The sequence below is a fragment of the Vibrio sp. 1727 genome (assembly GCF_033344415.1).
In the GTDB taxonomy this organism is placed as follows: Bacteria; Pseudomonadota; Gammaproteobacteria; order Enterobacterales; family Vibrionaceae; genus Vibrio; species Vibrio alginolyticus.
Genome location: NZ_JAWPOT010000516.1, coordinates 1 through 571, shown reverse-complemented (window position 1 = coordinate 571; position 571 = coordinate 1). Strand labels below are relative to the sequence as shown.

1 protein-coding gene is annotated in these 571 nt (G+C 46.8%); it reads right to left on the bottom strand.

Features of this window, described 5'->3' with window-relative positions:
• Positions 1-571, bottom strand: a 571-nt coding sequence (gene add, locus R8O10_RS26680) for an adenosine deaminase (RefSeq protein ID WP_318192157.1), incomplete at both ends; no start/stop codon positions are given.

Here is a 571-nt window from a genome sequence, read left to right as displayed (position 1 = left end):
TTACTGCAAGGAAGTTATCGGTCATGTAGCCACCAAAGTAAACCGGGTCATCAGAGTTAATGGTTACCGCCACGCCTTTACGCAGAAGTTCTACGATGTTGTGTTGTCCCATTTCATCAAACACGCAAAGTTTGATGTTAGACAGTGGGCAAACAGTCAGTGGCATTTTGGTTTCAATCAGAGACTCCACTAGAGCTTCATCTTCTACGCAGCGAACGCCGTGATCAACGCGGCTCACTTCCAACATTTCAATCGCGTCGGTAATATTTTGCGCAGGTCCTTCTTCTCCGGCATGTGCCACGGTAAGCAAGCCTGCCTCTTTCGCTTTCTGGAAGACACGTAAAAACTTAGCTGGTGGATGGCCTTTTTCTGATGAATCTAGCCCCACTCCAATGATTTTATCGCGATGCTTTAAAATAGATTGCAGTGTATCCATCGCGCTTTCTTCTGACAAATGACGAAGGAAACAAGCGATGATCTGCGATGTGATGCCTAATTTTTCGCGGCCATCTGTCAGCGCTCTAGAAATGCCGTTGAGTACGGTGTCGAAGTTAATGCCACGTTCAGTGTG